Annotated in this window: 21 protein-coding genes and 1 pseudogene; 13 read left to right on the top strand and 9 right to left on the bottom strand. The window is 64.4% G+C overall.

All coding sequences use genetic code 11. The features are described 5' to 3' along the window. Positions 1 to 4: 4 nt before the first annotated feature. The 7 genes from Q6D67_RS01500 to pbpG all read left to right on the top strand — a co-directional run bounded on the left by Q6D67_RS01500 (position 5) and on the right by pbpG (position 7499). On the top strand, positions 5 to 325 hold the full coding sequence (locus tag Q6D67_RS01500) for a cytochrome C oxidase subunit IV family protein (RefSeq protein WP_304703744.1): 321 nt from the start codon (positions 5 to 7) through the stop codon (positions 323 to 325). A gap of 2 nt (positions 326 to 327) precedes the next feature. Then, positions 328 to 1011: an SCO family protein gene (locus tag Q6D67_RS01495; protein ID WP_304703743.1), complete on the top strand. Its 684-nt coding sequence runs from the start codon at positions 328 to 330 to the stop codon at positions 1009 to 1011. Continuing rightward, entirely contained in the window at positions 1004 to 1459 is a 456-nt protein-coding gene (locus Q6D67_RS01490; protein WP_304703742.1) for a nuclear transport factor 2 family protein, read from the top strand. The genes Q6D67_RS01495 and Q6D67_RS01490 overlap by 8 nt, the downstream gene beginning before the upstream one ends. An 80-nt stretch (positions 1460 to 1539) precedes the next feature. After that, positions 1540 to 3204 (top strand): HAD-IB family hydrolase, encoded by a 1665-nt coding sequence (locus Q6D67_RS01485; RefSeq protein ID WP_304703741.1) that lies wholly within the window; start codon positions 1540 to 1542, stop codon positions 3202 to 3204. Then, complete coding sequence (locus Q6D67_RS01480; RefSeq protein ID WP_304703740.1) at positions 3201 to 5555, top strand: glycerol-3-phosphate 1-O-acyltransferase; 2355 nt, start codon at positions 3201 to 3203, stop codon at positions 5553 to 5555. The genes Q6D67_RS01485 and Q6D67_RS01480 overlap by 4 nt, the downstream gene beginning before the upstream one ends. Next, positions 5552 to 6556 (top strand): NAD(P)H-dependent glycerol-3-phosphate dehydrogenase, encoded by a 1005-nt coding sequence (locus tag Q6D67_RS01475; RefSeq protein WP_304703739.1) that lies wholly within the window; start codon positions 5552 to 5554, stop codon positions 6554 to 6556. The genes Q6D67_RS01480 and Q6D67_RS01475 overlap by 4 nt, the downstream gene beginning before the upstream one ends. 109 nt (positions 6557 to 6665) lie before the next feature. Beyond that, the gene (pbpG, locus tag Q6D67_RS01470; protein WP_304703738.1) at positions 6666 to 7499 is read left to right on the top strand and encodes a D-alanyl-D-alanine endopeptidase; all 834 of its coding nucleotides are present in this window, start codon (positions 6666 to 6668) and stop codon (positions 7497 to 7499) included. 16 nt (positions 7500 to 7515) lie between these two features. Here pbpG and Q6D67_RS01465 read toward each other — a convergent pair whose 3' ends face one another. The 5 genes and pseudogenes from Q6D67_RS01465 to Q6D67_RS01445 form a co-directional block, all read right to left on the bottom strand. Next, positions 7516 to 7827: a circadian clock KaiB family protein gene (locus Q6D67_RS01465; protein WP_304703737.1), complete on the bottom strand. Its 312-nt coding sequence runs from the start codon at positions 7825 to 7827 to the stop codon at positions 7516 to 7518. Continuing rightward, positions 7824 to 8576 (bottom strand): ATPase domain-containing protein, encoded by a 753-nt coding sequence (locus Q6D67_RS01460; RefSeq protein WP_304703736.1) that lies wholly within the window; start codon positions 8574 to 8576, stop codon positions 7824 to 7826. Before Q6D67_RS01460 ends, Q6D67_RS01465 begins: the two co-directional genes overlap by 4 nt. Before the next feature lie 293 nt (positions 8577 to 8869). Next, a pseudogene (locus Q6D67_RS01455) lies at positions 8870 to 9343 on the bottom strand (ATPase domain-containing protein); the annotation flags it as partial. Positions 9344 to 9394: 51 nt separating this feature from the next. Then, entirely contained in the window at positions 9395 to 11887 is a 2493-nt protein-coding gene (locus tag Q6D67_RS01450; RefSeq protein WP_304703735.1) for an EAL domain-containing protein, read from the bottom strand. Beyond that, positions 11884 to 12939, bottom strand: a complete 1056-nt coding sequence (locus Q6D67_RS01445; protein WP_304703734.1) for an ABC transporter substrate-binding protein — start codon at positions 12937 to 12939, stop codon at positions 11884 to 11886. Before Q6D67_RS01445 ends, Q6D67_RS01450 begins: the two co-directional genes overlap by 4 nt. Before the next feature lie 148 nt (positions 12940 to 13087). On the opposite strand from Q6D67_RS01445, the gene Q6D67_RS01440 reads away from it, so the two are divergent. The 3 genes from Q6D67_RS01440 to Q6D67_RS01430 all read left to right on the top strand — a co-directional run bounded on the left by Q6D67_RS01440 (position 13088) and on the right by Q6D67_RS01430 (position 16525). After that, a complete protein-coding gene (locus Q6D67_RS01440; RefSeq protein WP_304703733.1) occupies positions 13088 to 14011 on the top strand; it encodes an aldo/keto reductase in 924 nt (307 codons plus the stop codon). Positions 14012 to 14021: 10 nt separating this feature from the next. Next, the gene (locus Q6D67_RS01435) at positions 14022 to 15332 is read left to right on the top strand and encodes an NTP/NDP exchange transporter (protein ID WP_304703732.1); all 1311 of its coding nucleotides are present in this window, start codon (positions 14022 to 14024) and stop codon (positions 15330 to 15332) included. Between the two features lie 104 nt (positions 15333 to 15436). Continuing rightward, positions 15437 to 16525 (top strand): Rieske 2Fe-2S domain-containing protein, encoded by a 1089-nt coding sequence (locus Q6D67_RS01430; RefSeq protein WP_304703731.1) that lies wholly within the window; start codon positions 15437 to 15439, stop codon positions 16523 to 16525. A 2-nt stretch (positions 16526 to 16527) separates the two neighbouring features. Here the strand turns inward: Q6D67_RS01430 and Q6D67_RS01425 are convergent, their stop codons facing one another. Genes Q6D67_RS01425 through Q6D67_RS01415 form a run of 3 tightly spaced genes read right to left on the bottom strand, consistent with a single transcriptional unit; the run spans position 16528 to position 20110 of the window. Then, positions 16528 to 17676 (bottom strand): CocE/NonD family hydrolase, encoded by a 1149-nt coding sequence (locus Q6D67_RS01425; RefSeq protein ID WP_304703730.1) that lies wholly within the window; start codon positions 17674 to 17676, stop codon positions 16528 to 16530. Between the two features lie 30 nt (positions 17677 to 17706). Beyond that, a complete protein-coding gene (locus tag Q6D67_RS01420; RefSeq protein ID WP_304703729.1) occupies positions 17707 to 18924 on the bottom strand; it encodes a CaiB/BaiF CoA-transferase family protein in 1218 nt (405 codons plus the stop codon). 1 nt (position 18925) lies between these two features. After that, on the bottom strand, positions 18926 to 20110 hold the full coding sequence (locus Q6D67_RS01415) for an acyl-CoA dehydrogenase (RefSeq protein ID WP_304703728.1): 1185 nt from the start codon (positions 20108 to 20110) through the stop codon (positions 18926 to 18928). 101 nt (positions 20111 to 20211) lie between these two features. Here Q6D67_RS01415 and Q6D67_RS01410 point away from each other — a divergent pair, with 101 nt between their 5' ends. Together Q6D67_RS01410 and Q6D67_RS01405 are read left to right on the top strand one after the other, a co-directional pair. Continuing rightward, entirely contained in the window at positions 20212 to 21087 is an 876-nt protein-coding gene (locus tag Q6D67_RS01410) for a LysR family transcriptional regulator (RefSeq protein ID WP_304703727.1), read from the top strand. A gap of 40 nt (positions 21088 to 21127) precedes the next feature. Next, positions 21128 to 21985 carry a helix-turn-helix transcriptional regulator gene (locus Q6D67_RS01405; protein ID WP_304703726.1) on the top strand — a complete coding sequence of 286 codons (858 nt, stop codon included), beginning with the start codon at positions 21128 to 21130 and terminating at the stop codon, positions 21983 to 21985. A 37-nt stretch (positions 21986 to 22022) separates the two neighbouring features. On the opposite strand, the gene Q6D67_RS01400 is transcribed toward Q6D67_RS01405, so the two are convergent. Beyond that, on the bottom strand, positions 22023 to 22730 hold the full coding sequence (locus tag Q6D67_RS01400) for a carbonic anhydrase family protein (RefSeq protein WP_304703725.1): 708 nt from the start codon (positions 22728 to 22730) through the stop codon (positions 22023 to 22025). A 179-nt stretch (positions 22731 to 22909) separates the two neighbouring features. On the opposite strand from Q6D67_RS01400, the gene Q6D67_RS01395 reads away from it, so the two are divergent. Then, the gene (locus tag Q6D67_RS01395) at positions 22910 to 24097 is read left to right on the top strand and encodes an MFS transporter (RefSeq protein WP_304703724.1); all 1188 of its coding nucleotides are present in this window, start codon (positions 22910 to 22912) and stop codon (positions 24095 to 24097) included. Position 24098: the final 1 nt, after the last annotated feature.

The raw sequence follows: 24098 nt of genomic DNA, 5'->3' as shown, positions 1-24098 counted from the left end.
CTGCATGAGCGACACCGCGAGTGAACAGCACCCCATCGGCATCTACCTGAAGATCTGGCTGCTGCTGTTTGCACTCAGCGCCTGTTCCTACATGGTTGACTACTTCCAGCTGCAGGGTTACCTGCGCTGGACCCTGATTATCATTTTCATGCTGCTGAAGGCAGGCCTCATCGTGGCCATCTTCATGCACTTCCAGTGGGAGCGGCTGGCACTCAAGTACACCCTGCTGCTGCCGACGGTGGCCGTCATGGTGCTGATAGCCCTGATGCTGATTGAAGGCGACTATACCTTCGCCACCCGGCACGCCTTTTTCGACCCCGGATGAGCATGCAGCCACGCCAGCGCATGCTGCTGGGCTTTATCCTCGCCAATGGCGCCATCGCTGCAGTCGCGGCCACGTTGTTTTTGAGCCGGCCCATACCGCCGCCCCAGATCCAGGGTGTGCTGCTGCCAGAGGCTCGAGCGCTGGCGCCGTTTACGCTTACCGACCACCGCGGTGATACCTTCAGCAACGGGGACCTGGAGGGTCGCTGGCACCTGGTCAGTTATGGTTTCACCACCTGCCCGGATGTCTGCCCCGCTACCCTGGCCGAACTTGCGAGCTTCCGCAGCCGGTTGCAGCCAGAACTCCGTCGCGACCTGCAGGTGCTGTTCTACAGCGTGGATCACCGACGCGACACTCCGGAGCAACTGGCCAGCTATGTTTCCTTCTTTGACCCCAGCTTCACCGGCCTGACCGCTACCGACGGGGGTGAAGCCGGCGCCGCCGCCTTTGCCGACAGCCTGGGCATTCTGTCCGTGCTGGAACCCGCGGCGGGCACCACCCTGGAAGACGGCGACTACCAGGTCAGCCATGGGGTTACACTGTTGCTGCTGAACCCCGCCGGCAAGCTCCAGGCGGTGCTTGAGCCCGGCCGCGTCGATGCCATGGGCTTCCCCGGCTTTGACATTGCCACGCTGGTGCGGGACTACACCGCCATACGCAACTATTTAAGGATTAGCCATGTTTGAGAATGAGCACCCCGCGCGCCGCGCGGCGCTGTTGTCGAGAGAGTACGTCCACAGCAAGAACAAGGCCGGCTGGCTGGGCCTGTATGCCGAGGACGCCATCATCCAGGATCCCATCGGGGTCTCCCACATCGACCCGGAGGGCCACGGCCACCGGGGGCCGGCGGCGCGCGAGGCCTTCTGGGACAATTTCATTGCGCCGGTGGCTATCCGTATCGAAATACTGGAATCCTTTGCCGCCGGTGATGAAGTGGCCAACCACGTCAATCTCACCATCACCATGGACGGTGGCGAGGGCAAAACCCTGCAGCAGAAGGTGCACGGCATTTTCACCTACCATGTGGACCCTGAGGGCAAGCTGCTCTCCCTGCGCGGTTTCTGGGAGACCGAAGATCCCCGCAATGCCCTGATGGAAGTCGACGCGGAGGGCAAGCTGAAGGCGCTGGCCTGAGCGCTTCCCTATCCCCTGGGGGACCAGTATGCTTGCCGGGAGAATAACGAGCCCGGGTAACCGGCGCTGCAGGGAGTGCCATGGCAAGTATCCGACAACTACTCAAGGACATTGAAGCGACACCGGCGGGACCCCAGGTCGCCGCCATCTTCGATTTTGATGGCACGGTCATTTCCGGATACTCGGCCACCGTGTTTATTCGCGAGCAGCTGCGCCGCGGTGATCTCAACGCCCGGGAATTGATTGAACTGGTGCAGGCCATGACCAGCTTCGGTTTCGGCAGCCTGGGCTTCTCGGCGATGATGACCGTGACTTCACAGTTTTTGCGCGGTATTGACGAGGACAGCTACCACGAATTCGGGGAAACCCTGTACCGGGACCAGATCGCGCGCCGGATCTACCCCGAATCGCGCGCCCTGATCGACGCCCACCACGCCAAAGGCCACACGGTGGCCATCATTTCCTCGGCCACCTGCTACCAGGTCCAGCCCGCGGCCCGGGACCTGGGTATCGAACACGTCATGTGCACGGCGCTGGAGGTTGCGGATGGCAAGTTCACCGGCGGCGTCGTTCGCCCCACCTGCTTCGGCCAGGGCAAGGTAGACGCGGCCGAGCAGCTGGCGGCCGACCAGGGTGCCGACCTCGACCAGAGTTTCTTCTACAGCGACAGCCAGGATGACCTGCTGTTGCTGGAGCGGGTCTGCTATCCGCGAGTGCTGAATCCCAGCACTCGCCTGCGGGGCATCGCCCGCGACCGGCAGTGGCCGGTGGTGCGCTTCACCAGCCGCGGGCGTCCGTCCATCTCCCAGTACCTCCGTTCCGCTGCGGCCACGGTCAGCCTGGTGCCCACCTTTCTGGCGGGCCTGCCGGTCTACGCCCTGACCCGCTCCAGACGCCAGTCGCTCAACTTCTCCCTGTCCCTGTTCGCCGACACCGCCAGTGCCCTGATTGGCCTGGACCTCAACGTCAAGGGCCAGGAGCACCTGTGGTCGCAGCGCCCCGCCGTGTTCATCTTCAACCACCAGAGCAAGGCCGACGTGATCATCATGGCGAGCCTGCTGCGGCGCGACATGGCCGGGGTAGGCAAGAAAGAGATTCGCAATATGCCGGTCATCGGCAAGGTGCTGGAGCTTGGCGGGGTAGTGATGATCGATCGCGCCAATTCCGCCAGCGCCATTGACGCCATGACGCCGCTGGTCGAGGCGATACGCGAGGAAGGCAAGTCGGTGGCGCTGGCGCCCGAGGGCACCCGCAGCGTCTCCCCGCGGCTGGGCCAGTTCAAGAAGGGCGCCTTCCACCTGGCGCTGCAGGCCGGCGTCCCCATTGTCCCCATCGTGATCCGCAACGCGGGTGACGTGGCGCCCAAGGGCGAGTTTGTATTCCGGCCCGCGACCGTTGATGTCGAGGTGCTGGCACCCATCGACACAGCCAGTTGGACCGCGGCCACGCTGGACCAGCACGTGCGTGAGGTGCGCAACCTGTTCCTGCGCAGCCTGGGCCAGCCGCTGGAGCAGGTTGCGGCGAAAACCGCGAGCCGGGCGGCCCCGAAGCTTAAACCCAAAACCAAGGCCAAGGCCAAAACCAAGCCCAAACCCAAACCCAAACCCAAACCCAAACCCAAGGCCAAACCCAAACCTAAACCCAAGCCCAAACCCAAACCCAAACCCAAGCCCAAGGCTGCAGCCACACCCAAGGCTAAATCCAGGCCCAAATCCAAAGCCGGATCGCGGGCAGCCAGGCCGTGAACCTGGAGGACAGGTTCGGCGCCAGCCCCTGGCCAGCCGGGGAGGCAGCAGTGGTATTCATTCTCGACGCCCGCAACGGCTTCGAGCAGGAGTTGCTGGAACGCTGGATTGCCACCCACGCCGGGATGGAACAGGGCGGGGAGCGCAACAGCCTGCGCCTGTGCCTGAACCTGGGTGACGACCGCCGCGGTATCGATCCCAGCAGCCTGCGCGACCAGCTCTCTCTCGGCGATGAGGCCATGATCGCCCCCCTGCGGGTCGCCTGGACGCCGCCCCTCGAGGTCATCAACTCGGGGCCGCGCCTGCGGGACCTGATCCTCGGCGACCCCCGCCGCCCGCGCCTGGGCCAGGCTCGCCGCATCGCCGCGCGGGAGCCCGAACGGCTCCACCTGGTCAGCGGCGAGCCGGATTCCCTGGCCAACCTGCGCAGCCGCTACCTCGGCAAGTATGCCGAGGACAGTAGTGCCGACGTTCACGCCTTCAGCATTTTCGTCGCCCGGCAGGCGGCGGTGGTCCTGGATATCGCCGAGCGCCGGCTGCAGGGCGGGCGCTACAAGGTGCCCCGCTACGTGGCCGAGAGCCTGCGCGCCAACCGCAGCTACAACGAGGCACTGGAACAACTGGCCGCGGAACAGGGCAGCACCCGGGACGCGCTGCTGAAGGAAGCTTCGGCCTACATGGAGGAGATGATCTCGATCCCCAGCACGTTCTGGCTGGACCTGTGGGCGAGCTTCTGCGGTTTCTGTCTGCGCCTTGGGTATGAGCGCAAGATTGTCGTCGACCCGGCCGCCATCGAGGAAATGCGGCAGATCGTCCGCGACCACCCGTCCATGCTGCTGTGGACCCACAAGACCTACCTCGACGGCATGGTGGTACCCAAGGTCCTCTACGACAACGACTTTCCCATGCCGCACATGTTCGGAGGCGCCAACATCAACTTCGCCGGCGTCGGCTTCATGGTGCACCGGGCGGGCGGTATCTTCATCAAACGCAGCTTCAGCGACAATACCCTGTACAAGCTGACCCTGCGCCACTACATCGGCTACCTGATGGAAAAGCGGTTTCCGATGAACTGGTCATTCGAGGGCACCCGCTCGCGTCTGGGCAAGCTGATGCCACCGCGCTACGGCCTGCTCAAATATGTTCTGGAAGCCTGCCATGCCACCGATGCGCGGGACATTCACATCATCCCCATCTCCATCAGCTACGACCTGATCCGCGACGTGGAGGAATACGCCACCGAGCAGACCGGGCGCGGCAAGGGCGCTGAATCCCTGCGCTGGTTTATCGGCTACGTGCGCAGCCTCGCCAGGCCCATGGGCAAGATCTACATGGATATCGGCCAGCCCGTGGTGCTGTCGCGAGCTCCGGAGCCGGATGACAGCCTGGCCCTGTCCAAGATCGCCTTCGAGGTGGCGGTGGAAGCCAACCGGGTCACTCCCATCACCTTTCCCTCGCTGGTGACCATGAGCCTGCTCGGCGCCGCGCCCAAGGCCCTCACCGAGGCGGAAGTCGTCGAGGAACTGCGGGCCCTGCTGACCTGGGCCGAGGCGCGCCAGCTGCGTATTTCCGCGGATTTTGACCGCGGCTACGCGGAACACATCGATGGCCTGCTGGGCATCATGATCAACGAGGGCATCGTCACCCGCTATGACGAAGGACCGGAGATCGTCTATGGCATCGCCCTGGAACAGCACCCGGTGGCGAGCTACTATCGCAATACGGTTATTCACTTTTTCGTCAACAAGGCGATCATTGAACTGGCGCTGGTGAAATCCACGGAAGTCCCGGAAGCGCAGGCACTGGAGGCGTTCTGGGCCGAAGTTGACGAGCTGCGCGACCTGTTCAAGTTCGAGTTCTTCTACGCCCCCAGCGCCGAATTCCATCGCGAGATCCGCGACGAACTGGCGCGCTATGACCCGGACTGGGAGTCACTCCCGGAGACCACCCCCGGCGGCTTCACCCAGCTACTGCTGGCGCTGACCCCCCTGGTGGCCCACGTCACCCTGCTGACCTATGTCGAGGCCTACTCCGTGGTGTCGGACCTGGCCGCACGGCTTCCGGCGGAACAGGGCATGGACGAACAGGCCTGCGTCAACCAGGCGCTGAAGCTGGGGCGCCAACTGTATCTGCAGCGCCGCATCAGCAGCGAATCCTCCATCGGCAAGCTGCTGTTCCGCAACGGCTTCCAGATGCTGCAACACCGGGGGCTCACCAGCGGCGGCGAGCCGGAACAGGGTGAGCGACGGCAGAACCTCGCGCGACAGCTGCGGGAACTGAAACGGCGGCTGGAAGTCATACGCGCCATCGGCCTCACCGGGCGCGACCGGTTCAAGGAGCCAATGTCATGAACAACCTCAAAGTCGGACTCCTGGGGGGCGGTTCCTGGGGCACCACGGTTGCCGCCCTGGTCGCCCGCAATGCGCCGGCCACACTCTGGGCCCGCAACCCCGAGACCGTGCAGGAAATCAACACACGGCACAGCAACGAGACCTACCTGCCCGGGGCCCGGCTGCCGGAAAAGCTCCGGGCCACCGCGGACATTGGCGAAGCCGTGGCCGGTGCCGATGTTATTGTCATGGGGGTCCCGGCGCAGAATTTCCGCGGCGTATTGCAACAGGTACGGGAACATATCCGGCCCTGGGTGCCGATCATCAGCCTGGCCAAGGGGCTGGAACTGGACACCCGCATGCGCATGACCGAGATCATCGCCGAGGTCCTGCCGGGGCACCCTGTAGGCGTGCTCACGGGCCCCAACCTGGCGCGGGAGATCATGGCCGGCCAGGCGGCGGCCAGTGTCATCGCAATGGAGGACGCGATCATCGTCCGCGAACTGCAGTGCCTGTTTTCCAGCGGCCTGTTCCGGGTCTACACCAACACCGATGTCGTGGGCTGTGAGCTGGGGGGCGTGCTGAAAAACATCATCGCCATCGCCGTGGGCATGGGCGACGGCCTCGGCGCCGGGGACAATACCCGGGCCTCCCTGATCACCCGCGGCCTGGCGGAGATCAGCCGCCTCGGCTGCGCCATGGGCGGGCAGCCGGAAACATTTGCCGGGCTCGCGGGCATTGGCGACATGATCGCCACCTGCACCAGCCCCCAGAGCCGGAACCGCCACGTCGGCATGGAACTGGGCCGCGGCAAGAGCATGGCGACCATCTCCGGGGAGATGTTCATGGTGGCCGAGGGCGCGAAGAGTGCGCCCGCGGTAATGGCGCTGGCGGAACAGCACGGGGTGGAGATGCCCATTGCCAGTGACGTCTACAAAGTGTTGAGTGGCGAGACATCGGCCCAGCGCATTTTCCGCGGCCTGCTGCGGGTTTCTGCGGGAGCCGAGTGGGAGCCCGGCTGACCCGGGCAGGAGTAATGTTCAGAAAAGTAAAGATCGGGTCTAGTGCCGGCACCGGTGCTGGGGCAAACTGGGCGCAGAGCAAAGCCCTTGATAACCATGGAACCGAAACATGAAAGCGTCGCAGTGGGCCATGTGCCTGATGCTGTTGTTGCCCGTCACCGGGCTTGCTGCAGTCGGTGGCAAATTTGCCCAGCTCAACGGCAACCCGGGGCTTAAATCGGCCTCCGCCATCGTCCTCGACGCCGCCGGCAACGTCATCTACGGCAAGGACACTGAAACCGTACGCCCCATTGCCTCCATCACCAAGCTCATGACCGCGATGGTCATCCTGGATTCGGGATTGGGCCTGGACGAGCGGATCACAGTGACCAGGGACGACCGCGACCTGATACGGCTGACCGGCTCCCGGCTTGCCTACGGCGCCACCCTGAGCCGGCGGGAAATGCTGCTGCTGGCGCTGATGTCCTCGGAAAACCGTGCCGCCAGCGCGCTGGGGCGCACCTATCCGGGCGGGCTCAAGGCTTTTGTCACGGCGATGAATCTGAAAGCGGAAGCGCTGGGCATGCGCAACAGCCAGTTTGCGGATCCGGCAGGCCTGCACGGCGACAACCTGTCCACCGCCCGGGACCTGGCGCTGATGGTGCGCGCCGCAGGCGGCTACCCGTTGATTACCGAGGCCAGCACCACGCCGGGCATGGAGGTCTACCCCTTTGCCGGCCGCGGCGCCCTCAACTACAACAACACCAACCGCCTGCTGAAAAACCAGAGCTGGGAAATCGGCCTGAGCAAAACCGGCTACCTCGATGAGGCGGGCCGCTGCCTGGTCATGCAGGCGGTTATTGAGGGCGAACCGGTGTCGATCGTGCTGCTCAATTCCTTCGGCAAACTCACCCCATTCGGCGATTCCAACCGCCTGCGCAAGTGGATGCTGGCAAACAGCTAGGGGCCGTCACGGCAGCTCAGGCGCGTTGTCCCCGGGCACCGAAGATGCTTTCCAGGAAGCCGCGCAAGGTCTCCGCGTCGGAGAGATCGCCGTAAAGGCTGCTTTCTGCCTCATCCGCTCCGTAGATCAGCGCCGGCGTGGCAAACACGCTCATGTCCAGCGCCACCACCGGCTCGCTCAGCACATTGACAATGGTCACCGCGGAATCATCCAGATCGTAGTCGCCGAGTACCTTTGCCAGGTTACTGCGGGCCCGGCGCGAACCCGGCGAGTCGCCGGCGAGGAACAGCATCAGGCGGCGCGTACTTGCGCCCAGTTCGGTCATCATTTTTTCTGCCCCCCCTGATGCTCTGCCTTGGCGATGCCATGGCGGCTGTGCAGGATTTCATCCTGCTGACGCCGATCCTGATCCTGGTCGGACGCCAACAGCGCTGATTCACCCGCCAGCTCGTCTTCCAGCTCCGAGGTCCTGGCCCGTAATTCATGCAGCTGTTGTTCGAGCTGGCGGCGCCGCTGCTCCTGCCGCTGCTGTGCCAGTTCACGCTCACGGGCCGCGGCGTGCTCCTGATTCAGGCGTGCGGTGCCCATCAGCACCCCGGAGCCGAAGGCGTAGACATCCGCCAGGTGAATCCCGTCGCTGGACAACACCAGCTCCCGCACCTGGTTCGAATGGGCGGTACCGCGGGACTTCACCACCGACATGGAGCGATTGCGCTCACCGTCGTGAATCTGGTAGTTCAGGGCCAGCCAGGTGTCGGCGATGGTGGACACCTGGGCCGCCGAAGTCTCGTCCGTGCGGGCATCGGTTTCGATCAGCGAGGTCACCACACAGGTAATGCCCCGCGCCTTGAACAGGTCCATGAGGCGCTCGATAGTGTTGTAGGAGCTGGTATCGCCGCCGGCCTTGGCCAGTGCCGACGGAGGGTCGACAACCACGCAGTCCGGCTGCTCGCTATCGAGATGTTCGATGATAGCGAAAAAGTGCGACTCAGCCAGCGCCTGCCAGCTGCGGCGTTCGACGATGACCAGCCGGCCAGACTCCCGGTGCGGGCCCAGCTCAATACCGACCGAGCGCATATGTCCAGACGCTCGACCCCGGTACTGACGCGCTCGCTGCTGGCGGGTACGGGATCCGCTGACGGCGGCGTGCTATAGGGCAGCACCACACCCCCGGCACCGATCAGCAGCGGCACCTCGTCGGCCACGTGTGCCGAACCCCGATACTTGGCGATCCGCAGGCGACGGCTCACCCGCTGCCCGCACCACTGCGAAGACAGCGTGATCACCGTATTAAGTTCAAAGCGCAACTGTTCCAGGTAGCCGGACTGGAAGTTGCCTTCCGGAGATTCCTTGGCGGTCATCAGCACCGTAACATCCCGGTCCCGCAGCCAGTCCCGCAGCCGCACCAGTTCGCTGTCAACCCGGTGCAGGTTGCCGCCGCGGGTGAGCAACTGGTCGATGCCGTCGAGGACTACCCAGCTCAATTCGACCTTGTCGGCCATCGCCGACAGCACCGCCAGCAGGCCGCCGATATCGAACTGGCCGCTCACCTGGACCTGGCCGGGCGGGCGCCCGTCAATCACGAACAGCCGGTGGTCGAGATGCGGCTCGAGATTCCAGCCCAGAGCGGAGGTGTTGCGCAATACATCCACCGCGCGCTCTTCGAAAGCGAGGAACAGCCCACTGTCCCCGGCCTCGACTGCATTGGCGAGCACCTGCAGGGCAAACAGGGTCTTGCCGGTACCGGTATCCCCTTGCAACAGGGTAATCCCGCCCATGGGCAGGCCCCCATGGCTTATCGCGTCAAAGCCCGAAATCCGGGTAGGGCGCTTGGTCAACTGCATCGCCCGTTCAGCCATTGCGTCCTCCGGGGGCCAGCGTCACTCCGCGTTCTGTCATATTTTCACCTCGGTTATTTTCGCTTGCTCGTTGAGAGGCAAATGGCTGCTGCTGGACAGCAGCCAGTAAAAGTCTTCCCCCGTCAGCGGCATGCTGTAGAAATAGCCCTGACCGATAGTGCAGCCCAACTGCAACAGGAGATCGCGCTGGGCGACAGTCTCCACACCCTCGGCGACGACGCTGCAGCCCAGGTTGGCCGCCAGCCCCATGATCACCTCGACGATGCCGCGGCTGTGACTGTTCTCGGTGCAATCGCGAATGAAACTGCGATCAATCTTGATCTCGTCAAACGGGTAGCGCCGCAGGTGGCTGAGTGACGAGAAGCCGGTACCGAAGTCGTCCAGAGACAGGCGTACGCCCAGTGCCTGCAATGCCTCCATCTGCCGCAGCAGGTGCTCGCTCTCCTGTTCGAAGACACTCTCGGTGATCTCCAGGGACAGCGCGGAGGGATCAATGCCGACGTCGTCGAGGATGCGAGATACCATGGCGGGAACATCCGACTGCATAAACTGCACCATCGAAACGTTGACCGCGATACGGGCCGCATGCAGCCCCTGCTTCTGCCAGAAACTCAGGCTCTCGCAGGCCTCGCGCAGCACCCACTCGCCGATCGGCACGATGAGCTGGGAGCTCTCGGCCACCGGAATGAACGAGTCCGGCGGGCGCAAGCCCAGGATAGGGTGGCGCCAGCGCAACAGCGCCTCGGCGGAGGTTACCTGGCCATCCGCCAGATTGACCTTGGGCTGATAGTGCAGTTCAAAATGGCGTTCCGCCAGCGCATTGCGCAGGCCCACGGTGGTCCAGATGCGGTCCTGCACCCGCTTCTCCAGCGCCGGGTCGAATGCGACCCAGCGCTCACCGCGCTCGCGGGCTGTCTGCAGCGCCAGCTGGCCATGACGCAGCAGTTCCTCATGGCCCCGGGCAGAACTATCGCAGAGGGTCAGCCCCAGGGTCAGGTCGATATACAGTGTGTGTTGGTCGACAAAAAACGGTAGATCGATGAGGGTGTCGAGCCAGGCCCAGATCTCCCCCGGCGTCGTCAGGCCGCGCTGACGGTGGTCGATGAGCAGGACAAACTGACCGCTGCTCATGGAACCGATGCGCTCCCCGGAGACCAGGTTCTCCGCAAGGCGCTGGCCCAGCGCCCGCAGCAGGTGATCGCCTGCCAGGTACCCGCAGTTCTGGTTGATGTCGTTGAGCTTGCGCACATCGCAAAGCAGGATATAGAAGGCCTCACCGGGACTCGCCGGCAATGGAGTATCTTGGAGCTGCTTGCCGAAGCCCGCCCTGGATGGCAGCCCGGTCACCGGGTCTTCGTAGGCGGTGCGCTCGAGAGCGAGCTCCGCCAGCTCGCGTTCAGTGACATCGATGTGCATCACCACCGCGCCGCGGTGCTGGCCGCCATCCACCAGCGGGGTTGCCATCAGTCGGAACCAGCGCTGTTCATCGGGGGAATGGCAGGGGTAGGTCAGGGTGAAGCTGTTGGCACCGGATTCGCCACTGAGGATCCCGCGCAGACCCTTTGCCACCTCCGCGGCGATTTCCGCGTCGGCACCGGTGGCAGTATCACAGACCGCCAGGTAATTGCGCTCCCGCCCCTGATCCGCCTCGCGGTAATCATTGTCGCGGGCAAACGCCTGCCAGCCGGAGTTGGTATCCAGCACCTTGCCGTCGCTGTCGAGCAAGGCGATATTTGCCGGCAGGGTGTCCAAAATGGCTTGCTGCTGCGCCAGCGCCAGGGCCAGGGACCGCTGCTGCTGCTGCACCGTCTCTTCGTGGTTGCGCAGGGAACCGAGCATGTGGTTGAAACCTTCGGCGAGGTCACCAAATTCATCCCGGGCCGAAACGACAATGGGCTGGTCACGCCGCCCCTGCTGCAGAGCCGAAATGCCCTCATTCAGCGCATTCAGGGGCTGGTCGATACGGCGGAACAGCAGGGCGAAGCCCGCCAGGGACAGGGCCGCCAGGGCCAGCGCCATCGCGAACAGAGTCAAAATGACGCGATAGACCGCCTGCTCAACGCCGCTGTAATGGTTGCCGAGCACGGCCTGGGCGGCGACGTTCAGGCCCGCTTCGTGCGCCCTCACCTGATTGACCAGGATGCCCTGGGCGTGGCGCACCGATGCCTGCTCCGTGGCGGACAACTTTTGCTGCGCCAGCTCGGCGATGGCGGCGATATTGCCCTCCAGTTCCAGCAGGAACTGACTGGCGGCATCCGCATCGCGATAATTGATGAGCCCCATCGCCGACGCAAGCTGGCGCGCCTCGGCAACCAGGACGCGCGCACTCCAGGCCGGCTGATCCTGCAGCAGCAGGTGATTGATGCCCTGGGACAGGGTCGCCATTCGCTGCTGGATGGCGTAAATGTGCAACAGCGACTGCTGCTGTTCGCGCAGGGACCCCCACGCCAGTACGATGGTCACGCCGAGTGCCGCCACGCCAAGCGCGCTGGCGCCCAGACAGACCCGGATGATGCGCCGCAGCATCATCGCGCGGCGTCCTGCTGCCAGTAGCGCGGCAGCAACATGCGTATTGGCGCCACCCTGGCAAGGGGCTCTGGCGCCAGGTACCGCTCTGGCGCGAACACGAAGTCACTGTCCCCGCCCGCCTGCGCCAGGCGCCAGGCCACGTGATGATTGATCTCGCTCAGCAGGGACCAGTCCAGACCCAGACTGAAAATGAAATCGCCGGCGAGACGCTGCACATAGCCCAGCGACAGGCCACTGGCATCCGCCTCCAGCCCCCGGGCCCGGGCGGGGTCATCGTGAATAATTTCCTCGGCCCGCAGGTACGCCCGCAGGATGCCGTCGCAGAGCTGCGGGTGCTGTTCGACCATGAGGCGCCGGGTAACCAGCAGCCAGCTCATGCTGTCGATGCGGCTGTCAGACAATAGCGCCAACTCGCCGCCAAGCGCGTCCCGAATGCGCCGCGGCCAGGGATCCCAGACCACCGCCGCGTCAATGTCCCGCGCCCGCAGCGCCGCGGTCATTGCGTCGACATCCAACAGGGCGAGCTGCACATCGGCCTGGGCGATGCCGTGCAGCGGCGCATAGCCGGCCCAGAAATACTCGGAGGTGGTGCCGGGCATAACGCCTATTCTACGACCCACCAACTGCCCCGGCGGGAAATCCGCGTCCGCGGAGGCCACCACCACATGATGGGTGTTGTTGGAGCGACTGATGCGCGCGAGCACCACCAGCTCTTCCCCGTCGACCACCGCTGTCTTTTCTTGCTGCAGCAGCGCAGCCGCAAAAGGGGCTGCCGAGGTAAGGGCGAAATCCGCCCTGCGCTGCAGCAGCTCGTTCAGGGCCGCGGCCCCGGAGGAGTAAGAGGTCACCTCCACCTCGGCACCGGCGCCAGCAAAAAGGCCCAATTGGTCGGCGAGCCGGGTGGGCGCATCGCCCAGGGTGACGGAGCCGGCGATAATGACCCGCTCCCGCACATGGAGATCAGGGTGTTCGGCAACAGCGTGGAAAGTGCTCAGGCAAGCCAGCAACAATGCGATAGTGCGAACTACACGGGAAAGCGTAATAATTATCATTGCCGGAGAATATGCTAAATTTCCCCCGTTTTCCCATGAAATATTGCCATATAGAAAGAAGTGTCGAATCACCCCGCCGCTAGGGCGCACTTGACCTGCCGCAACCGGCCGGAGACACTTCCCGAACAGCCATAACGAGGAACGGCTCATGCTCAAGCGACGCCAGGTTCTCCAGCTCGCCGCCACCCTGCCACTGCTGAGCGCAGGCGCGGTCGGCTCGGCAACCCAACCAGGGCCTGCACCCGCGCTGAACACGCGCCCAATCCCCAGCTCCGGCGAGCTACTGCCGGTCATCGGCATGGGCACCTCCCAGACGTTCGACGTGCCTGCCAGCTCCGAGGCACTGCAGCGGTTGGGCGCAGTCCTGCAGGCTTTCTTCGCCGCCGGCGGCAAGGTGATTGATTCCTCGCCAATGTACGGCGAAGCGGAGTCACGAGTCGGCGATGTCCTGCGCACACTCTCGCCGCGGCCACCGGTTTTTGCCGCCACCAAGGTCTGGACCACGGGCCGGGAGCAAGGCATCACCCAGATGCAGACTTCAGCCGAGCGCATGGCGGTAGAGCGCTTCGACCTGATTGCAATCCACAACCTGCAGGACTGGCGCACCCACCTCGCCACACTCAAGACGTGGAAGGATGAGGGCAAGGTGCGCTATATCGGCATCACCACCTCCCACGGCCGCAACCACGAGGAGTTGTTGGAGATCATGCGCAAGGAGCCGCTGGATTTTGTCCAGTTCAGCTACAACATGGAGGATCGCGCCGCGGAACAGGCCCTGCTGCCGCTGGCGCAGGAACGCGGCATCGCCACCATGATCAACCGCCCCTACCAGCGCGGTTCCCTGTTTGCCAAAACCCGCGACCAGGAATTGCCCCCGGTCGCCGCGGAACTCGGCTGCAGCAGCTGGGGCCAGTTTTTCCTGAAATGGATCCTGGGTCACCCGGCGGTGACCAACCTGATTCCCGCCACCTCCAAGGTCCACCACATGCAGGACAACATGCAGGCCAACTTCGGCCCGCTGCCGGACAGCAGGCAGCGTGCGGAGATGATGCGCGCCTTTACCGCCCTGTAGTGGCGGCGGCGTGAGCGAACAGAAACCCTCACTGCTGCAGCGGGGACTGGACTTCGCCTGCGACATCCACCCGCGGGAGGTGCGGGCCACCCTGGGTTCCTTCAGCCTGGTGCTGATTCTGATGGCCGCCTACTACATCCTGCGCCCGGTGCGGGATGCCATGGCCAGTGACTGGAGCGATGCCGAAGTCAGCGTGCTGTGGACCCTCACTTTTGTCTTCAGCGTGATAGCGGTGTCGCTGTACGGCAACGCCGTGACCCGGATCCGCCTGCGCCACCTGGTGCCGGCGGTGTACGGCTTCTTCGCCGCGACCTTCGTCCTGTTCTTTATTGGCATCCAGACCGTGACCGAGCGCACGCTGCTGGACAAGGCATTTTACGTCTGGATCAGCGTGTTCAGCCTGTTCCATATCTCGGTATTCTGGAGTTTCATGGCGGACACCTGGGCCAAACCCCAGGCCACACGCCTGTTCGGGTTCATCGGTGCTGGCGCCAGCGTCGGCGCCATGCTCGGCCCGGCCTTTACTGCCCTGCTGGCGGCGGAAGCGGGCACCGACACGCTGCTGCTGATCGGCAGTGCGGCCCTGGTTGCCACCCTGCCGCTGGTCTACTGGCTGCAGCGGCTCAAGATCGCCGATCTCGACAATGCCGGGCTGGCGGCCGGCGCGCGGGATTTCGACTATATCGGCGGCAACCCGCTGGCGGGATTCACGGAGTTCCTGCGCAGCCCCTACCTGCTGGGCATCGGCCTGTTCATTCTGCTCTACACGTCCCTCAGCTCGTTCATCTACTTCGAGCTGAAAAACCTGCTGGAGCCCTATGACCGGGAGACCCGTACCCAGATCTGGGCCGCCATGGACCTGGCCGTCAACACCCTCACCGTAGTCATCGCCGCCTTTGCGACGGGGCGGATTGCCAACCACCTGGGGCTGCCCTTCACCCTTGCCTGTGTCCCCGCGGTGATCTGTGGCGGGCTCCTGCTGCTGGCCGCAGCACCCATAGTGGCCGTGGTGGTGGGGATACAGATCGTGCGCCGGGCAGGCAATTTCGCCATCACCCGGCCCGGGCGCGAAATGCTGTTTACCGCCGTCGACCAGGAGACCCGCTACAAGGCCAAACCGGTGATCGACATCGTGGTCTACCGGGGCGGCGACATGGTCAATGCCTGGGCCTTTACCGGCCTCACCCAGGGCCTGGGCCTGGGCATGGCTCCGGTGGCCCTGATCGGCGCCATTATTGCGGCCTGCTGGGGGGCTACGGGGGTTTATCTCGGGCGCAGATTCAGCCGCGAGCTCAACCCGTCAGACCCGCACACCAAATAGTTGAGCCAAGCCATGCTGCCTGCTGCGCCTGCGGCGGCCCGATGTGGCCGCAAGGCCCGCGCCCGTTATACTGGGGGTAATTGAGCACAACGGAGATACGCATCATGGCAACAGCAGCTGAATACAACCTGGGTCCCAACACCTTCCCCCGGGGCTGGTTCATTGTGGCGGAAAGCAAGGAGCTGGACGCCGGGCCGATGGCGGTCCGATTCTTTGGCCAGGACCTGGCGCTATACCGCGGCGAAAGCGGCAAACCGGTCCTGCTGGACGCCTACTGTGCCCACATGGGCACCCACCTGACCGCCAGCACCAGCGCCATGATCGTGAAGAACGGCGAGCAGATCGAGGGCGACTCCATCCGCTGCCCCTACCACGGCTGGCGCTACAGCTGTGATGGCGACGTCGATGACATCCCCTACGCCGATGGCCCCTACCCCAAATCCGCCTCTATCCGCTCCTACCCGGTGGTGGACAATATGGGCTGCGTGATGGCCTGGTATGACCCGGACGGCCGTCCTCCCGAATACGACGCGCCCCTGCTGCAGCAGTGGAATGACCCGCAGTGGGTGCAGTGGGAACTGGACCACCTGGGCGAACTGGAGATCCATCCCCAGGAGATCCTCGACAACATGGCCGACAGCCGTCATCTCGGCCCCACCCACGGCGCACCCTGCGAATATTTCGAGAACGAGTTCCGCGACCAGGTGTATATCCAGCGCCAGGGCGGCCCGATGCAGCTGTATAACACCTACCTGTATACCACCACCTGGTACACGGGCCCGGGCCTGCTGTTGTCGAAGCAGGTATTCGGCGACGCGGTGATGTTCGAACTGATCGCCAACACCCCGGTGGACGACGGCGTGGTCAAATGCTGGCACGCGGTGCTGTATCGCGGCGCCGAGTCGCCCGCCAGCGCCCTCGACCAGGAGGCCGCCAAGCAGTTCCAGGCCAATGCGCTGGAGGCCTTCGGCGCGGACTTCAACGTCTGGAAATTCAAGCGCCCAGCGCTGAAGATCATGCAGATGAAGACCGACGGACCCTTCCGCACCGGCCGCCAGTGGTACTCGCAGTTCTTCGCCACAGCGGATGACGCAGGTAAAATTCGCGGCGAGGTCAACGGCAAGTACTATACCAAGGGCCTGGCAACGCCCGAGGAAGCCGGCCACGCCATCGACGACGGCCTGCCCTTCTGAGCTCAGTTCGCGGGCGGCACGTAGGTCACGTCGTCGAGCTCTGCCGGCAGTATCTGCTGCAGATAGCGCGCCGCGGCTGCCCTCCCCGGCGCTGAGCGCGAAAACTGGCGCTCAAAGAAGCTGCTGACCGCCACCCGGGTGATCATCTGCTGGCGCAGAGTGTTCATGGCCACTGGCAGGGAATCCAGGGTGCACAAATCGGCCTCCGCCGCGTAGTCCACACCCATTTCCGGAGGCCCGATAAGGTCGAACCAGGGCTCCTCCATGGCATCGCCGGCATTGCGCTGAACTATCCAGCAGCCGACAACATCCGGATTGTCCAGCCAGCGCATCACCGCGGCCGGGCCGGCAAAGCCGGTATGGGAGCCGGCGTGCAGGGTGATCAGCTCACCCCCGGGCACCCGCTCGGGTACCGGCGCGGCATTGGCGGCGTAGGGCACCAGGGCATCGATATCACCCGCCAGCATCAGGAAGGGCAGGCTGTGATGGCGGTAGAAAGCCGGGGTGAAGACAAAGGTGGGGCCTGCAATGGAGAGCGCGGCCTTGATCCTTGGATCGCGCAAGTCAGGGTGAAAAGCCGCCAGCGTGGTCGTTAGCCCGCCCAGCGACAGGCCCAGGGCGCCGATGCGCTCAGGGTCGATTTGACCGTGCAGGGTGTGACCGGCATCCGCTGACAGCTGCAACAGGCTGTCGATCAGGAAACTGACATCTTCCGGCTGGTTGACCACATCCTTCACCTGCGGCCCACCGGGCGCAAGCATGCTGGTCAGCGGGAAGTCCGCGGCCACCACCACATAGCCAAAGCTCGCGAGGTGCTGCGCCAGATAGGCCGCCTCCCGGCGTGAGGAGGAAAAACCGTGGCTGTACACCAGCAGCGGATAGGGGCCGTACTCCCGGTCTTCCGGATACCATACGCTAGCTTCCAGCTGCCGCTCCCCGCGGCCGGCATAGTCACCGTTGGCGGCGGTCGGGCGGGTGGGATCGACAAACCGGGTATCCAGCCTGGCCACTGCCAGCGGTCCCGGCTGCAGACGAGACGCGCTCTCCGAGCCGGGAGGGAATGGCTCCGGTTGCTTGCCGTTGACCAGCACCAGCAGAACCACGCCAATAATGACGCCCAGAATCAGCATGACTTTGAAAAAGGTTTTCATCCGCGGCCCACCGTTATCAGGAAACGGGGATTATTGCCGATCAGGCACCACGCTTGCCAGCCCACCATTCTCTAAGGCCTGCAAGGCCGCCAGCAACGACCCGGTGTGCTGGCCCAGGGTGGGCGGCGCCGCGGTATAAGCCACCGGGGTGCGCGACAGCTTGATCGGGTTGCCCACCAGTTCGAGGTCAGGATTCAGCGGATGGGGTACGTTCACCCGCATCTCCCGCGCCAGGATCTGGGGCTCATTGAACACCTCTGCCACGCTGTTGATCGGGCCGGCCGGCACACCCGCCTGCTCCAGGCGCTGGAGCCAGTCAGCCTTGTCCCGTTCCAGCATGCGCGCCTGCAGTAGCGGGATCAGCTGTTCCCGGTGCTGGACCCGCTGCCGGTTACTCTGGAAACGCGGGTTATCCGCCAGCTCCGGGCTGCCCAGCACGGCGACAAAGCGCCGGAACTGGGCGTCATTGCCCACTGCCACGACCAGGTGGCCATCGCGGGCAACAAAGCTCTGGTAGGGAACAATGTTGGGGTGGGCGTTGCCGAGGCGGCCGGGGTTGAGGCCACCGACCAGATAATTGCTGGCCTGGTTGGCCAGGGTCGCCGCGGCCACGTCCAGCAGCGCCAGATCCACTTGCTGGCCCAGCCCGGAACGGTCGCGTTCGGTGAGCGCGGCCAGGATGCCAATAGTGGCGTAAAGTCCGGTCATGATGTCCGTGAGCGCCACTCCCACCTTCATTGGTTCCGCACCGGGGCTGCCGTCGGGCTGGCCGGTGACGCTCATCAGGCCGCCCATCGCCTGCACCAGGAAGTCGTAACCGGGCCTGTCCCGCAGCGGCCCGGTCTGGCCGAAACCGGTGATGGAGCAGTACACCAGCCCCGGGTTCAAGGCCGCGAGACTCGCGTAATCCAGCCCGAACCGGGCGGCATCGCCGACCTTGAAATTCTCCACCACCACATCGCACTCCGCGGCCAGGGCGCGCAGGGTTGCCTGACCCTCCGCGGACTTGATGTCCACGCAGAGCGACTGCTTGCCGCGATTGGTACAGAGAAAATACGCCGACTCCGCGGTCGGCGCGCCGTCCGCATCCGCCATGAAGGGCGGGCCCCAGCCCCGGGTGTCATCACCTCCGTCCGGGCGCTCGACCTTGATCACCTCGGCGCCAAGATCCGCCAGGAGCTGGGTGGCCCAGGGTCCGGCCAGCACCCGCGACAGGTCCAGCACCCGGATTTGGGACAGGGCGCCCATGCTAGAAGGCGGGGATGTCGGTCTGGGTGCGGCCCAGGATCAGCGCGTGCACATCGTGGGTGCCTTCATAGGTGTTGACCACCTCCAGGTTCACCATGTGGCGCATGACCGGGTACTCGTCGGAAATGCCGTTGCCGCCCAGCATATCCCGTGCCTGGCGAGCGACATGCAGGGCCTTGCCGCAGGAATTGCGCTTGATCAGGGAAATCAGCTCCGGCGCGATCTGGCCCGCATCCATGAGCTGGCCGGCGCGATAGCAGCCCTGCAGCGCCAGGCTGATCTCGGTCTGCATGTCCGCCAGCTTGAGCTGGACCAGCTGGTTGGCAGCCAGCGGCCGGCCGAACTGGGTGCGCTCCATGGTGTAGTCGCGAGCGGCAAACCAGCAGGTCTCGGCGGCGCCCAGGGCACCCCAGGCAATGCCGTAGCGGGCGTTGTTGAGGCAGCCGAAGGGGCCCTTCAGCCCTTCCACATTGGGCAGCAGCTGGTCCTCGGACACAAACACATCCTGCATGACGATCTCCCCGGTAACCGAGGCCCGCAGAGCCAGCTTGCCCTCGATCTTCGGCGCGCTCAATCCCGCCATGCCCTGTTCCAGGATAAAGCCGCGAATCTTGCCGTCGTCGGTCTTGGCCCAGACCACGAACACATCGGCAATGGGGCTGTTGGTAATCCACATCTTCGCGCCACTGATACTGTAGCCGCCGTCGACGCTGCGGGCGCGGGTGACCATGGAACCGGGGTCGGAACCGTGGTCGGGCTCGGTGAGGCCGAAGCAGCCTATCCACTCGCCAGTGGCGAGCTTTGGCAGGTATTTTTCCCGCTGCTCCTCGGTGCCATAGGCGTGGATCGGGTACATCACCAGGGAGGACTGCACGCTCATCATCGAGCGGTAGCCGGAGTCGACCCGCTCCACCTCGCGGGCGACCAGGCCGTAGCTGATGTAGTCCACCCCGGGGCAGCCGTAACCGTCGATGGTGCTGCCCAGCAGCCCCAATTCGCCCATCTCGCGGAAGATCGCGACGTCGGTCTCTTCGGCCCGGAATGCATCCCGGACCCGGGGCGCCAGCTTCCCCACCGCGTAATGTCTGGCGCTGTCACGCACCATCCGCTGCTCGTCGGTCAGTTGCTGTTCCAGCAGGAAAGGGTCCTGCCAGTCGAGCCGTTGCCACTGTTTCGCCTGTGCCATGGGATTCACTCCGGATTAATCTGTACCAGCCACAGTAGCAGGGCGCATTTCATTAATAAAATATATGTTTTCTATATGTTCCATATGTTAAATATATTTATATGGACTTGAGAAAGCTGGACATCTTCCGCGAAGTGGCCGCCCAGGGCAGCTTCAGCCGGGCCGCGGAGCAGCTGCACATGGCCCAGCCGGCGGTCAGCATTGCGGTGCGCAAACTGGAAGAGGAACTGGGCCTGGTCCTGTTCGACCGCGGCGGTCGCCGCGTTTCCCTGACCGCGGAGGGGCGCACCCTGCTGCAGCAGGCGGTTGCCATTCTCGAGCAGGTGGCAGGCCTGCGGGCGACCGGCAGCGCCCTGCGGGGCCTGCTGCAGGGAGAGCTGGCCATCGCCTGCCCTTCCATGCTGGCAACGTATTATCTGCCGGATCTACTGGGCCGCTTCCTGGTGCTGCACCCGCAGCTGCACACCGCAGTGACCCAGGCCGGCACTGACCTTATCCGGCGATCGCTGCTGGACGATGAGATCGAACTCGGCGTCATCAGCGGTTCCACCGCGGATGCTGACGGCGACTTCGCCACCGTGCCACTGATCGACGAAGAGATCGTGTTGTGCATGGCCCGGGACCATCCCTGGGCCGGGCGCAGCAGCGTACCAGTGGCCGAGCTGCAGGACTCACCCATGGTGGTGTACGAGAGCGGCTACTTCATTCGCAAGCGCCTGGACGAGCTGTGCGCGACCCATGGGGTCAGCCCCGACCTGCGCCTGCAAAGCAATTTCCTGCCCCTGTTGATCCGCATGGTGAAACAGGGCCTGGGCACCACCATCGGCCTCGCCATGCTGGCGCAACAGGAACCCGGGATTGTCTCTGTACCCTTCACCGAACAGCCGCGCATCCGGCTGCTGCTGGCCCGGCGCAGGCAGCGCACCATCTCGCTGGCCAACCAGGCATTTCTGGATTGGGCCGCTTTGCAGGTATGATGCGAAATTAACCAGCGCAAGAGTCGTTTCCCAGCATCCCATGCCGACACCATCCCGCTACAACGAACAGCTCGCCCGCCTGATCACACAGGTTGGCCAGGCCGATTTCGCCCCGCAGCTGGTGGCCACGCTGAAAAGCCTGGTGCCCATCGACGATGCCACGGTGCTGGTCTATCCGGATACCGACCTGCCGGTGGTCGAATATTTCGAGGTTCCGGCGGGGCTTGACCGCTCCACCCTGGACGTCTTTGTCGCCGGCGCCTTCGTGCTGGACCCCTATTACCAGGCCGCGAGCCGGGACCGGCGCTTCGGCGTCTTCCAGCTCCGCGACCTGGCCCCCACGGGCTTTCGCGACAGCGAGTACTACAAGGCCTGGTACCGGAATTGCGGCTACCAGGACGAGTGCGGCTTCCTGCTGCCCAACGGCGCCACCGGATTCATCAATATTGCCCTGGGCCGCACCGGGGACAGGAGCCGCTTCACCCGCCAACAGGTGGCCGCCCTGACGGCCGTGAAGCCGGTCATTGAGGTGCTGTGCCAGCAACACTGGCAAGCGCGCCCCGCGGTCACGGCGGACCAGGAGGACACGGTCAACCTGCGCGAGCAGCTCAACACCGCCCTCAACCAGTTTGGCAGCAGCCTGCTCACCGAGCGTGAAGCCCAGGTCATCAACCTGGTCCTGCACGGCCACAGCACCAAGACCCTGGCGGAAAAGCTGTCCATCTCGGTCGAGACCGTGAAGCTGCACCGCAAGCACGCCTATGCCAAGCTGGAGGTCACTTCCCAGGCAGAGCTGTTTTACCTGTTCCTGGATTCGCTCATGAGCGCCGGCAACTACGCCGGGGGTGACACCCTGATCGCCTACCTGCAGCCGCCGCAAGCGCGGGCGGCAACGTGACCGCCGGAGCGGGGCTGCTGGCCCACTGCGCCGTCCGCTACAGGAATTCGACCTTGCCGGTGGCAACGTCATACATGGCGCCAACCACCTGCAGCTTGCCCTCATCGACCAGCTGCTTGAGTAACGGGCTGTCGGTGAGAATACGCTGCACCGTCTGCGCAACATTCTCATGCGCCACGGCATTCACCCAGGCCGTGTTCGTGGAATTACGCGGACCCTCGGTGACGGGAACCGCCTCCACTGCGGGCTGAATATGCGCCAGGTTGCTGGTCAGATTGCCCAACTCCACGCCATCACAGGCACCTTTGACTGCGCCACACTCGGTGTGACCCAGAACCACGATCGCACGGGACCCGGCAACGCCGGCCGCGAACTCCATGCTGCCCAGCAGCTCCGGGGTCACCACATTGCCGGCGATACGGGGGCTGAAAATATCGCCGAGTCCCTGGTCAAACACCAGTTCGGGTGGCACCCGGGAGTCGATGCAGCCCAGCACTATGGAATGCGGATACTGGCCCGCCGCGGTGGCCGATACCTGGCCCGAAAGATCCCGCTGCAACATCTCTCCAGCCACGAAACGTGCATTGCCCGCCTGCAGCATTGCCAGCGCATCTGTGGGCGACAGGGCCGCCTGGGAGGCTGCGGTCTGGGTCACCGGTGGCTCCAGCGCCTGTACCGCGGGCGCTACTACTGCGAGTGCCGCGGTAACGGCAAGTACACGGGAAAAGGTCTGGAATCTGTTCATTGACGCTCCTTGCTCTGGATGTGGATTCGACAGCGTCGCTACCTTAACGGCTGCATTGGAATCGATCTATTCGAAATTGACACGATTTTATTTCGATATTTCCTGATGAAAACCACCCCGGGCGGCCGCAACTCCTGCGTTATAATCTCGACCCGCCACGGCAACACAAGGACCGTCAATTGCCCGACTTCGGTATCCGCCTGCTGGGTTTCGGCCTGCTCGCGACCCTGTTCTCGGGTTTTGGGCAAACCTTCTTTATCGGCCTGTTCGGGGGCGCCTGGCGCGATGAATTCGGCCTGGACTACGCCCAGCTCGGCCTGATCTACAGCTGCGCCACCCTCGTCAGTGGCCTGCTGATAGTGAAGGTCGGGCGCTGGTTGGACGACGTGCCATTGCCCCGCTACACCGCGTTCGCGGTACTCACCTTTGCCGCTGGCTGTGCCCTGGTGGCGCTGGCGCCCACCGCCCTCTGGCTGATCCCGGGAATTTTGCTGTTGCGCCTCTGCGGCCAGGGGTTGATGGGCCACATCGCCGTCACCACTATTGCCCGCTATTTCCAGGCCGGGCGCGGGCGCGCCCTGGCGCTGGCCCAGCTGGGCTTCCCGCTGAGCGAGGCGCTATTGCCGATGCTGGTGGTCGCCGCGCTGGGCGTGGTGGCCTGGCGCCAGCTGTGGTGGCTGGCAGCTGTCGCGCTGCTGCTGCTGATTCCCCTGTTGCTGCGACTGTGCCGCGAGCTGCCTGCGCCGATACTGAATGACAGCCCCGACATCAGCCACGCCAGCCGCCAGCAGGTGCTCCGGGACTGGCGTTTTTACGCCATTCTCCCGGTCACACTCACCACGCCCTTCGTTATTACCGGCCTGTTCTTCCACCAGACGGCGGTGGCTGAAGCCACGGACTGGACCCTGCCCCTGCTGGCCTCGGCCTTTACCGCCTACGCCCTGTTCCAGGTCAGCGGCGGCCTGCTGGCTGGCTTTCTCACCGACCGCTATACGGCGCGGCGGCTGATGCGCTTCTACCTGGTTCCCATGGGACTGGGCTGCCTGCTGCTGTGGCAACAGAGTGCCACCTGGGAGGTCTTCGCCTACATGGGCTTGCTCGGTCTGTCCGCCGGCGCCCATGGCACCCTCGGCGGCGCTCTGTGGGCAGAGCTCTACGGCACCCGCCACATCGGCGCCATCCGCGCCATGCTGCACGCGGTGATGGTGGTGAGCACGGCGATCTCACCGGTATTATTCGGAGCCCTGATGGACGCCGGAATTGACATGCGCAGTATTGCACTGGTGCTGGGCGGCTACACCCTGCTGGTGCCGCTGCTCCTGGGCGGCAGCGTGTTGCGGCCGCCCTCTGGTGCTCAAACGGTTTGAG

The sequence above is a fragment of the Haliea sp. E1-2-M8 genome, from assembly GCF_030649675.1.
Lineage (GTDB): Bacteria > Pseudomonadota > Gammaproteobacteria > Pseudomonadales > Halieaceae > Haliea.
The sequence above is the reverse complement of the archived record's forward strand: the minus strand, read 5'-3'. Positions and strand labels throughout refer to the sequence as shown.

Excerpts from the sequence above, each read along its gene's own strand:
- Q6D67_RS01495 (WP_304703743.1), top strand. The coding sequence starts at position 328 with ATGCAGCCACGCCAGCGCATGCTGCTGGGCTTTATCCTCGCCAATGGC.
- Q6D67_RS01485 (WP_304703741.1), top strand. The coding sequence starts at position 1,540 with ATGGCAAGTATCCGACAACTACTCAAGGACATTGAAGCGACACCGGCG.
- Q6D67_RS01425 (WP_304703730.1), bottom strand. The coding sequence starts at position 17,676 with ATGAAAACCTTTTTCAAAGTCATGCTGATTCTGGGCGTCATTATTGGC.
- Q6D67_RS01450 (WP_304703735.1), bottom strand. The coding sequence starts at position 11,887 with ATGATGCTGCGGCGCATCATCCGGGTCTGTCTGGGCGCCAGCGCGCTT.
- Q6D67_RS01410 (WP_304703727.1), top strand. The coding sequence starts at position 20,212 with ATGGACTTGAGAAAGCTGGACATCTTCCGCGAAGTGGCCGCCCAGGGC.
- Q6D67_RS01500 (WP_304703744.1), top strand. The coding sequence starts at position 5 with ATGAGCGACACCGCGAGTGAACAGCACCCCATCGGCATCTACCTGAAG.
- Q6D67_RS01430 (WP_304703731.1), top strand. The coding sequence starts at position 15,437 with ATGGCAACAGCAGCTGAATACAACCTGGGTCCCAACACCTTCCCCCGG.
- pbpG (WP_304703738.1), top strand. The coding sequence starts at position 6,666 with ATGAAAGCGTCGCAGTGGGCCATGTGCCTGATGCTGTTGTTGCCCGTC.
- Q6D67_RS01460 (WP_304703736.1), bottom strand. The coding sequence starts at position 8,576 with ATGCGCTCGGTCGGTATTGAGCTGGGCCCGCACCGGGAGTCTGGCCGG.
- Q6D67_RS01440 (WP_304703733.1), top strand. The coding sequence starts at position 13,088 with ATGCTCAAGCGACGCCAGGTTCTCCAGCTCGCCGCCACCCTGCCACTG.
- Q6D67_RS01445 (WP_304703734.1), bottom strand. The coding sequence starts at position 12,939 with ATGATAATTATTACGCTTTCCCGTGTAGTTCGCACTATCGCATTGTTG.
- Q6D67_RS01415 (WP_304703728.1), bottom strand. The coding sequence starts at position 20,110 with ATGGCACAGGCGAAACAGTGGCAACGGCTCGACTGGCAGGACCCTTTC.
- Q6D67_RS01465 (WP_304703737.1), bottom strand. The coding sequence starts at position 7,827 with ATGATGACCGAACTGGGCGCAAGTACGCGCCGCCTGATGCTGTTCCTC.
- Q6D67_RS01405 (WP_304703726.1), top strand. The coding sequence starts at position 21,128 with ATGCCGACACCATCCCGCTACAACGAACAGCTCGCCCGCCTGATCACA.
- Q6D67_RS01490 (WP_304703742.1), top strand. The coding sequence starts at position 1,004 with ATGTTTGAGAATGAGCACCCCGCGCGCCGCGCGGCGCTGTTGTCGAGA.
- Q6D67_RS01400 (WP_304703725.1), bottom strand. The coding sequence starts at position 22,730 with ATGAACAGATTCCAGACCTTTTCCCGTGTACTTGCCGTTACCGCGGCA.
- Q6D67_RS01420 (WP_304703729.1), bottom strand. The coding sequence starts at position 18,924 with ATGGGCGCCCTGTCCCAAATCCGGGTGCTGGACCTGTCGCGGGTGCTG.
- Q6D67_RS01475 (WP_304703739.1), top strand. The coding sequence starts at position 5,552 with ATGAACAACCTCAAAGTCGGACTCCTGGGGGGCGGTTCCTGGGGCACC.